The organism is Geminicoccus flavidas (genome assembly GCF_009806515.1).
Lineage (GTDB): Bacteria > Pseudomonadota > Alphaproteobacteria > Geminicoccales > Geminicoccaceae > Geminicoccus > Geminicoccus flavidus.
On sequence record NZ_WUJP01001081.1, the window covers coordinates 1 to 9,064 of the forward strand.

Annotated in this window: 9 protein-coding genes; 8 read left to right on the plus strand and 1 reads right to left on the minus strand. The window is 65.4% G+C overall.

Going from position 1 to position 9,064, the window contains the following annotated elements:
• Positions 1–239: 239 nt before the first annotated feature.
• Entirely contained in the window at positions 240–1,097 is an 858-nt protein-coding gene (locus EQG76_RS30730; protein WP_159719025.1) for a LamG domain-containing protein, read from the minus strand.
• Positions 1,098–1,995: 898 nt separating this feature from the next.
• On the opposite strand from EQG76_RS30730, the gene EQG76_RS30735 reads away from it, so the two are divergent.
• The 8 genes from EQG76_RS30735 to EQG76_RS30765 form a co-directional block, all read left to right on the plus strand.
• Positions 1,996–2,271 carry a type II toxin-antitoxin system ParD family antitoxin gene (locus EQG76_RS30735; RefSeq protein WP_159719026.1) on the plus strand — a complete coding sequence of 92 codons (276 nt, stop codon included), beginning with the start codon at positions 1,996–1,998 and terminating at the stop codon, positions 2,269–2,271.
• A complete protein-coding gene (locus EQG76_RS30740) occupies positions 2,268–2,558 on the plus strand; it encodes a type II toxin-antitoxin system RelE/ParE family toxin (protein WP_159719027.1) in 291 nt (96 codons plus the stop codon). Before EQG76_RS30735 ends, EQG76_RS30740 begins: the two co-directional genes overlap by 4 nt.
• 27 nt (positions 2,559–2,585) lie before the next feature.
• On the plus strand, positions 2,586–3,548 hold the full coding sequence (locus EQG76_RS30745; RefSeq protein ID WP_159719028.1) for a pirin family protein: 963 nt from the start codon (positions 2,586–2,588) through the stop codon (positions 3,546–3,548).
• Positions 3,549–3,670: 122 nt separating this feature from the next.
• Positions 3,671–3,805: a hypothetical protein gene (locus EQG76_RS32935; RefSeq protein ID WP_255476613.1), complete on the plus strand. Its 135-nt coding sequence runs from the start codon at positions 3,671–3,673 to the stop codon at positions 3,803–3,805.
• Positions 3,806–4,375: 570 nt separating this feature from the next.
• Complete coding sequence (locus EQG76_RS30750) at positions 4,376–6,577, plus strand: TonB-dependent siderophore receptor (RefSeq protein WP_159719029.1); 2,202 nt, start codon at positions 4,376–4,378, stop codon at positions 6,575–6,577.
• Positions 6,578–6,594: 17 nt separating this feature from the next.
• The gene (locus EQG76_RS30755) at positions 6,595–7,371 is read left to right on the plus strand and encodes an ABC transporter ATP-binding protein (protein WP_159719031.1); all 777 of its coding nucleotides are present in this window, start codon (positions 6,595–6,597) and stop codon (positions 7,369–7,371) included.
• Complete coding sequence (locus EQG76_RS30760) at positions 7,371–8,273, plus strand: ABC transporter substrate-binding protein (RefSeq protein WP_200841270.1); 903 nt, start codon at positions 7,371–7,373, stop codon at positions 8,271–8,273. Before EQG76_RS30755 ends, EQG76_RS30760 begins: the two co-directional genes overlap by 1 nt.
• 1 nt (position 8,274) lies before the next feature.
• Positions 8,275–9,064 (plus strand): iron chelate uptake ABC transporter family permease subunit (locus EQG76_RS30765; protein WP_200841271.1); only part of this gene is annotated, 790 nt, incomplete at its 3' end.

Consider the following 9,064-nt stretch of genomic DNA (forward strand, 5'->3'; position numbering starts at 1 on the left):
GCCCGCTCCTTCATGGGCGTCCTCTGCCTCGCTGCCTCCCTCGACTGGCTCAAGAACTAACGGGGCCTAACGGACCCTAGATGCTCCGCGGGATCTCGTGCAGGTAGGGATAGTGGCCGCAGACCGCCATCAGCGCGGTGCCATGCTGATCGCCAGCCGGTTGGCGTGGCGGCTGCCGCACTTGGCGCAGACCAGCCGGCGCTCGATCTCGTCGATCCGCTTGGCAGGTGTGGTTCTGGTTATGGCCTGCGCATCTCATGATAGAGCTGCATTACTTCCGCTGCCGACAAGGGCCGATCATAGATGCGTATGTCATCGATCGCGCCCCTAAAATAGCTCTTGAAGTCCCTTGTCCCAATCCGGACTGGCGCTGTGCCGTTCTTTGGGTTGATGTGGTACTGGCTGTTCATGAACGGGTCCTGATCCTGTTGCTTACCGTTCTTGTACCAGGTGATCGTGTCGGTGTTCCTGTTCGCGACGCCTACATAATGATACCATCGGCCTGAAGTTACCTGCTCCTGGACAAAGCTTCCTGCTCCTTCACCGCCAGCCAGGTTGAACAGATAGAAGCTGGTTCGATTGCCCCTGCGCTCGGTGTTGTTGCGGCTGTACATTCTGAACACCCACTCGTGCTGGCCCACCTCTCCCTTTCCCAGCCAGTGCACGTAGCCGGTTCCTTCTTTGCTGATGAATTCCAAGGTGTCTGGGCGCATCCAGACCGAGATCGAAAGCTGCCCTGTCGTCGCAAGGCTGAAGACATCGTGGTCCGGCACCTCGACGTAGGCATCGGACCCATTGAAGAAGTAGGCTTGGCGAGGCCTACCGAAACGGTCCCTTGTCAGTCTCGCGTGATGGACGGTGCCGTGGTGTCCTTGGCCGGACAAGTCCCGGGCACTGCCGCTGAAGTCATACCTCGCTACTAGTCCATCCTTTGGGACCGCAGCGAAGCTCGATGCCGTGGTCGCCATAAGTGAAAATGCCAGCGAAGAGGCCATGCCGAGCCTTCTCCAAAGCCGTTTCATGGCGCAGACATGGCAGGCATTCCTCTGCTTGCGTTGGGCGAGAACGACCGAATGATCATCGATCATGCTTGGCATGATGCTTCTCCTCCCATGCCATGGGGCTAAATTCGCGCCATGTCGACCTTGTTGTCATGATCCGGAATCGATCTAATATACCGAGCAAGCCAGCTGGTGCATTCGGAAAACAATTTCGGATAACTTCCACTATATGAGAAGTCTACAACGCTACTTGGCGTTGTATCTTGTGTAAGATAGTTGTTGTTAACAGCATGCTGCGGATTAATCTGTATCAGATGGTAGCTTAATTATATCTGTTGGATAATATGCCATTAAATATTCTTGGAATGTGACGGCTGTCATATGCTTGTTTTGGATCTGCGTTGTGTGCGACGACAGATCAAGCTGGCGGTTGGATGTGGCCTGACGGTGAACCTCGCAATCGGACAGGCAGCGGCATGCGACGGGCGACCGCTTCTCGTCGATCGACGGGATTGGCGGAGCTTAGCCCGGACCTGGCAAATGAGCCGCACCAGAAATGAGCCGGCCCAGCTGAGTGCTGCTGACCTGGATACGGGCGCGCGTGGCTCTAGAAATACAGAGGCGCCGGCGCTTCTGGGGGATGTGATGCCGGCGCAAGCTCTATACGGAGCAAATCGACAGGAAGCAGCGGGGGTCCCCGCAACGTTCTGTCTGGTTCTACCATGCCGGTTCTTTGATCCGCCCTCACAAGGGATGGGCGAGTTTGGTGATTCCGGACATGGCGTTCTGGTGGTCGTCGAGATGGCAAGGTCCGGCTGGCTGCCCGCACCAGTTAGCGGACCCTATTGCCCTATGACGGCAGCAGGCTCAGACCCGTTCGTTTGACGCAGCTGCTGCTAGCATAACCCTCAGCGAGAGGCGGATGCCCATGGACCTTGGTAGTATCGAGTAGGGTCAAGTGCTATCCTCCGGCTAGCATCGGTAGAGGGATGGCATGGCCAGTACGACGGAGAAACTGAGCATCACCCTGCCCCATGACATGGCGGCGATGATCCGGGGCAAGGTCCGGACTGGCGCCTATGCCTCCAGCAGCGAGGTCATCCGCGAGGCGCTGCGGCTCCTGCAGGCCCAAGAACGAACCCGTGAGATGGAACTGGCCGAGCTGCGGCAGAAGATCGCCGAGGGCCGCACCAGTGGAGAGCCAGTGGCGGCGGAGCAGGTGTTCGATCGGCTGGAAGCCAAGTACGCTGCGGCCAAACGGCAAGGATGATGCGCTGCTTCTTCACACCAGCCGCGGAGAGCGATCTGGAGGAGATCGGCGACTACATCGCAGCGGATAGTCCGGCCCGTGCCTTGCTCTTCGTGCAGCAACTGCGCAAGCGCTGCCAGGAGCTTTGCGGCTTTCCCAAGGCCTATCCGCTTCGTTCTGACCTGGCACCGCACATCCGGGTCATGGCGTTCCGGCACTACCTGATCTGCTACTCCTTGCATCCGGATCGGGTGGTGATCGAGCGGATCATGCAGGGCAGCCGGGATGTGCAGGCGCTGTTCCGATAGATGCCATGTCATGGATGGAGATGATCGATGAGCTGGAGCCCCTGTCCCGATCCTGTGCTGGGCGACCGCCGGACCACGGACGTCATCGAGACGCTGATCGTGCCGCGCGCGGTCGACCTCGGCGAAATGACGGTGCGGCGCGCCCTGCCCTCCACCAAGCGGCAGATGGTCGGCCCGTTCATCTTCTTCGACCAGATGGGTCCCGCGGAGTTCCTGACCGACCAGGGCATCGACGTGCGCCCCCATCCGCACATCAACCTCGCGACGCTGACCTATCTGTTCGAGGGCGAGATCCTGCACCGCGACAGTCTGGGAACCGAGCAGGCGATCCAGCCGGGTGCGGTGAACTGGATGCGCGCTGGGCGCGGCATCGTCCATTCCGAGCGCACCAGCGAGCAGCGCCGCCGCGACGGCCAGCGCCTGTTCGGCATCCAGACCTGGATGGCGCTGCCGGCGGCGCAGGAGGAGACCGATCCGGCCTTCTTGCACCACAAGGCGGACGCGCTGCCGGTCATCGATGCCGACGGCATCCGGGCAAGACTGATCGCAGGACAGGCGTTCGGCGCCGCCTCGCCGCTGGCGACCGCGTCGGAGACGCTCTACGCCGACGTGCAGCTTGAGCCGGGTGCCCGGATGCCGATCGACGCAACCTACGAAGAGCGCGCGCTCTACACCATCGCCGGCACGATCGAGGTGGCGGGTGACCGGTTCGAGCCCGCCCAACTCCTGGTGCTGCGCCCAGGGGATGGCATCACCGTCACCGCCACGTCGGCGGCGCGGTTCATGCTGTTTGGCGGCGCGCCGATGGAAGGGCCGCGCTACATCTGGTGGAACTTCGTTTCCTCGCGGCCTGAGCGGATCGCGGCGGCCAAGGAGGAATGGGCGCGCGGCCGCTTCGACACCGTGCCAGGCGATGAGGCAGAGTTCATCCCTCTGCCCAACAGGCAAGATGACCCGCTACGGGCTGAAGGGGGCGTGCACTATCCTTAACTGATTGTTGGCCACGTCGCTTGGGCGGCCAGTTCGCAGGCTGGTCAGGCAGGTCGTGGCTGGAGAGCGGCGGTCGGGCACGCCCTTCCCCTGTGCGCCCGACGCCCGCTACGGGCAGGTCCATGCGCGCCCTTCTCGCCATCCTCGCTCTGGTCTTGCCGCTGCCGCACCCGGCCACCGCCGAGACCCTTCATGGCTGCGGCGAGGTCACGGACGGCGATACTCTGCGGATCGGCGACGTCGCGGTGCGGCTCTAAAGGGAATCGTCGCGCCGAAGCTGCGCGAGCCGGGCGGTGCCGAGGCGAAGGCGTACCTGATCGAGCTGGTCCAGGGGTGCCCGGTCGTATGCGAGCTCAGCCGCGAACGCACCTACGACCGCCGGATCAGCACCTGACGGGTGGATGGCGCGGACCTGGGGCCACTCCATGAGATCGATTGGCTGGAACCTGAGCCGGGCACGTAGCGCAAGTCGTTTCATCCACCGGTCCAGATCGACTCCAGATAGCATCTTGGACTTTAGGGAGCGGGACGTCTCGTGCTGCTGCCTTGCTGGGGGTGGGCACCTAAAGGTGCACCTCACGCCCTTATCGCTGGCGGGTGCAGTGATAGCCACTGGCCGCCGTCGCGAGCAAAGGTAATCAACTGGCTGCTGCGAAGTATGGCCCATTAAGTATCAATGATTTAAGATAATTCTTGATCCTATTATAGTCACACTCTGGATTGCCTCGCAATCATTCTGCTGGACATCCGGCCCCGCACCATTACGGCAGGTGCCGCAACGATACCCGACACCGTGCGCTTTGGGGACGGATTTGTACAGGATAGGGATGTGCTTCCATGGTCGGCCGACCGGGTTGAACGGCGAAATAGCTTGCCTGGCCCGGCTGCTGGGCAGCACCTCCCTGGTCGGACTGCTCTGCCTGCTGCCGTCCGTGCTCCCCGCGCAGACGGCGGCGGAGACCGGCAGCGCGTCGCAAGATCCCATCCAGCTGGAAAGCGTGGTGGTCACCGGCGAATACGCCGCCGAGAGCCCGACCGGGCCTGGCCAGGGCTTCGTCGCCACGCGATCAGCCACAGGCTCCAAGACCGACACGCCGGTCCTGGAGATCCCGCAATCGGTCTCCACCGTGACGGCCGACCAGATGCAGGCGCGTGTGGTCCAGAGTGTCGGCCAGGCGCTGAACTACTCTGCGGGCGTGGTCGCCGAGCCGTTCGGCGCCGACCCGCGCACCGACGTTCCGATCATCCGCGGCTTCTCCGCCGCAGAAAGCCAGTACCTGAACGGGCTGAAGCTGGTGCGCGAGTTTGGCAGCACCGCCATCGAGCCCTATGGGCTGGAGCGGGTCGAGGTGCTGCGCGGCCCCTCCTCCGTGCTGTATGGGCAGGGCAACCCGGGCGGCATGATCAACCTGATCAGCAAGCGTCCGACCTGGGAGAGCTTCGGTGAGGTCAACGCCGAGGCAGGCACATTCGACCGCTACACCGGCAGCTTCGACCTGGGCGGGCCGGTCGGCGAGGGCGGGCAGTTCGCCTATCGCCTGACCGGCCTTGCGCGCGACGGCGGCACCCAGCAGCGCCATGTCGACGACGACCGGCTGTTCCTGGCTCCGGCCCTGACTTGGGCACCGACCGACGCCACCTCGTTTACCCTTCTGACGAGCATTCAGTACGACCATCCCTACTCGCCGATGGGTCTGCCGAACCAGTACACAGTCGGGCCGGATTCGAACCGGCTCGGGCGGCGTACCTATCTGGGCGAGCCGGACTTCGACAGCTCCAACCGCACGCTCGGCAGCATCGGCTACGAGTTCCAGCACCGGTTCGCCGACCGCTGGACCTTCCGCCAGAACGGCCGCTACCTGCTCTTGGATTGGGACTATCGGAGCCTCTACTTCAGCGGGCTGGATCCGACCAATCCGACGCTCGCCAACCGCGGCTCGTCCTGGAACGACGAGAACCTGAACACCTTCACCTTGGACAACCAGGTGGAGACCAGTTTCGCCACTGGCCCGGCGGGGCATACCCTGCTGATGGGCGTGGATGCCCGCTATCACGACGCCGACACGCTCACCGAGTTCGGCTTGGCGCCGCCGGTCGACGTGTTCGACCCGCAATACGGTGCCACCATCACCAAGGATAGCCTCTGGTACACGGAAAAGGACGACGGCGAGCTCACCCAGATCGGCGCCTATGCCCAGGACCAGGTTCGCTGGGAGCAGTGGCTCCTAACCCTCGGCCTGCGCTACGACTGGGCCAAGGCCAACTCCACCACCACCTCGAACTTCGGCAATACCCGCCAGGATCAGACTGACCATGCCTGGACCGGCCGCGCCGGCCTGACCTACCTGTTCGGCAACGGCCTGGCTCCGTATGTCAGCTACGCGACCTCGTTCGAGCCGGTGATCGGCAACATGCCGGCTGCGCTCGGCGGCGGCGCGTTCAAGCCGTCCGAGGGCAAACAATGGGAAGCCGGGCTGAAGTACCGGCCGGAGGGCTGGAACGGCCTGTTCACCGCGGCGATCTATGACCTGCGCCAGACCAACGTCACCTCAACCGAACTGGTCAACGGCGTGAACGAGACGGTGCAGGAGGGTGAAGTTAAGGTCCAGGGCGTCGAGCTATCCGGGCTGGCCAGCCTGATGCAGGGTTTGGACCTGATCCTGAACTACACCTACACCGACGCCGAGATCACCGCCGGCGACAATAGCGGCAACCGCCCGGCTAACGTGCCCGAGCATTCGGCCAGTGCTTGGCTCGACTACACGATCCAGACCGGCATGTTCGAGGGCCTGGGCTTTGGCGGGGGCGTACGCTACGTCGGCAGCCGCTACGACCTCAACAGCAACACGACCGAGCTGGACAGCAACACGCTGCTGGACGCCGCAGTCCACTACGACGCCGGCAGCTATCGAGCCTCCCTCAACGTCAACAATCTAACCGATGAGAAGTACGTCGCCACCTGCGGCAACTTCGGTTGCTTCTATGGCGACGGCCTAACGGTCACCGGGAGGCTCACCTACGCGTGGTGAGCACAGCGACGGCAGTGATGCCGCTCTGGCAGATCGATGGCGTCAGCTTCGAAGTGCCGGGCAGGCAGATCCTCCAGCCCCTGACGCTTTCCCTCGCCAGGGGTCAGGTGCACGGGCTGATCGGGCCGAACGGGTCGGGCAAGAGTACGCTGGTCAAGCTGCTGGCCCGCCAGCTGCAGCCGGCCGGCGGCACCATCCGGTTCGACGGCCGGCGGCTGGCGGAGTTCGGCGACCGCGCGTTCGCCCGCCAAGTCGCCTACCTGCCGCAGTTCACTCCGGCGGCGGACGGAATGACCGTGCGCGAGTTGGTGCGGCTCGGCCGGTTTCCGTGGCACGGCACGCTGCGGCGCTTCTCGGCCGGGGACGAGGCTGCGGTGGAATCGGCCCTGACGCGCACCGGTGTCATGGGTCTGGCCGGCCGTGCGGTTGACAGCCTGTCCGGCGGCGAGCGCCAGCGTGCCTGGGTGGCCCTGATGCTGGCCCAGTCGCCGCGCTGCCTGCTCCTGGACGAGCCGACGTCGGCGCTCGACATCGCCCACCAGATCGAACTGCTCTCCCTGGTCCAGGAACTGGCGCACGCCGAGGCCGGACTCACCGTGATCGTGGTGCTGCACGACATCAACATGGCGGTGCGCACCTGCGACCGGCTGATCGCCTTGAAGAGCGGGCAGCTCATCGCGGAGGGTCCGCCGGCGGCGATCATGCGGCCGGAGGTGCTCAGAGCCATCTACGGGCTGGACATGGGTATCCTGCCGCACCCCACCCGCGGCGAGCCGCTCGGCTACGTGCTGTGATCCGCCGGATCGTCCGACCGAGCCGCCGGCAGTTGCTGGCCGGGTTCGCCGCGCTGCCGCTGGCAAGGCGTGCCGCTGCCGCCAGGGCCATCCCGGGGCGGGTGGCGACGGTCGACTGGGCACTGCTGGAAACCCTGCTGGCGCTGGACGTGGTACCGGTTGCCGCCCCGGAGCTGCTACTCTACCGCAGCACGGTGATCGAGCCCGACCTGCCGGACGGGATCGCAGATATCGGCCTGCGCGGCCAGCCCAACTACGAGGCGCTGCGCGCGACCGATCCCGACCTCATCCTCAGCTCCAACTATTACACCTGGGCCGAGCCGGCGCTGCGTCGGATCTCACCGGTCGAGAGCATCTCCATCTACGGCACGGGCGAGCCGGTCTTTGCCGCGGCAGAGGCGGCCACGCGGCAGATCGGCGTCCTGCTGGACCGGCAGGAAGCCGCCGAGCGGCTGGTCGAGGCGATCGTGGACCGGTTGGCCGTCCTAAAGACCGAGCTCGCCGGGGGCGACGGCCGGCCGCTGATCGTGATCAATCTGGGGGATGCCCGGCATTTCCGGGTGTTCGGCGCGGACAGCATGTTCGGCGAGGTCCTGATCCGGCTGGGCTTGGCCAATGCCTGGAGCGAGAATACCAGCTATTCCGCGAGCGCCCCGCTCGGCATCGAGATGCTGGCCCAGGTGCCGGACGCGACCATCGTGGTCGTGCCGCCCGTGCCGCCCGATGCCGCCCGCGTGCTGCCGGGTAGCGCGTTCTGGAACGCCCTGCCTGGCGTGGCGGACGGGCGCCTGTTGCGCCTGGACGCGATCAATCCGTTCGGTGCCCTGCCCGCCGCCTTGCGTTTCGCCCGGCTGCTGGTCGACGCCTTGGCCCGGCCGCCGGAGGAACGTGGCCTTGGCTGAGATGGCCCTCTCTGCTCCGCAGGAACGGCGGCCGCTCCTGCTCTGGGTAGGGCTGGCGCTGCTGGCCTGCCTGCTATGCCTCCACGGCATCCTTCAGCGCCCGGCTCTGCCGGGCGATCCCGCGGTCGCGGCCACCCTCGACCGGATCTTGGTCTGGCACGGCCTTGTGCCGCGCGCCGCCACCGCCATTTTGGCCGGTGCTGCGCTGGCCCTGGCGGGTGCACTGCTCCAGCGCGTCCTGCGCAACCCGATCGCCGACCCCTCCACCCTCGGCATAGCGTCCGGCGCGCAGCTGGCGCTTACCGTCGCGGCCGTGGCCTCGCCGCTGCTGGACAGCGTGCCGCGCGAGGTGGTGGCCCTGACCGGCGGCGTTCTTGCCGTGGCGCTGGTGCTGGGCCTTGCTTGGCGCGGCGGGCTGGCACCGGTGACGGTGGTGTTGGCCGGCATGACGGTCGCCCTGGTGGCGGCGGCACTCAGCGCGGCGCTGATTCTGTCCCAGGGCGACTACGTCCTCTCGCTGTTCATCTGGGGTGCGGGCTCGCTCCACCAGCAGGGCTGGGACGCCCCGGCGGCACTTGCCGGCCGACTCGCCGCCGGAGCGCTAGCGGCGGCGCTCCTGCTGCGCCCGCTCACGGTGCTGGGGCTGGGCGATGCGCAGGCGCGCAGCCTGGGTCTGGCCCTGCACGGCACCCGGTTCCTGGTGATCCTGGTGGCGGTGTGGCTGGCGGCGAGCGTCACGGCACTGGTAGGGGTGATTGGCTTTGTCGGCTTGGCGGCACCGGCGTTCACCC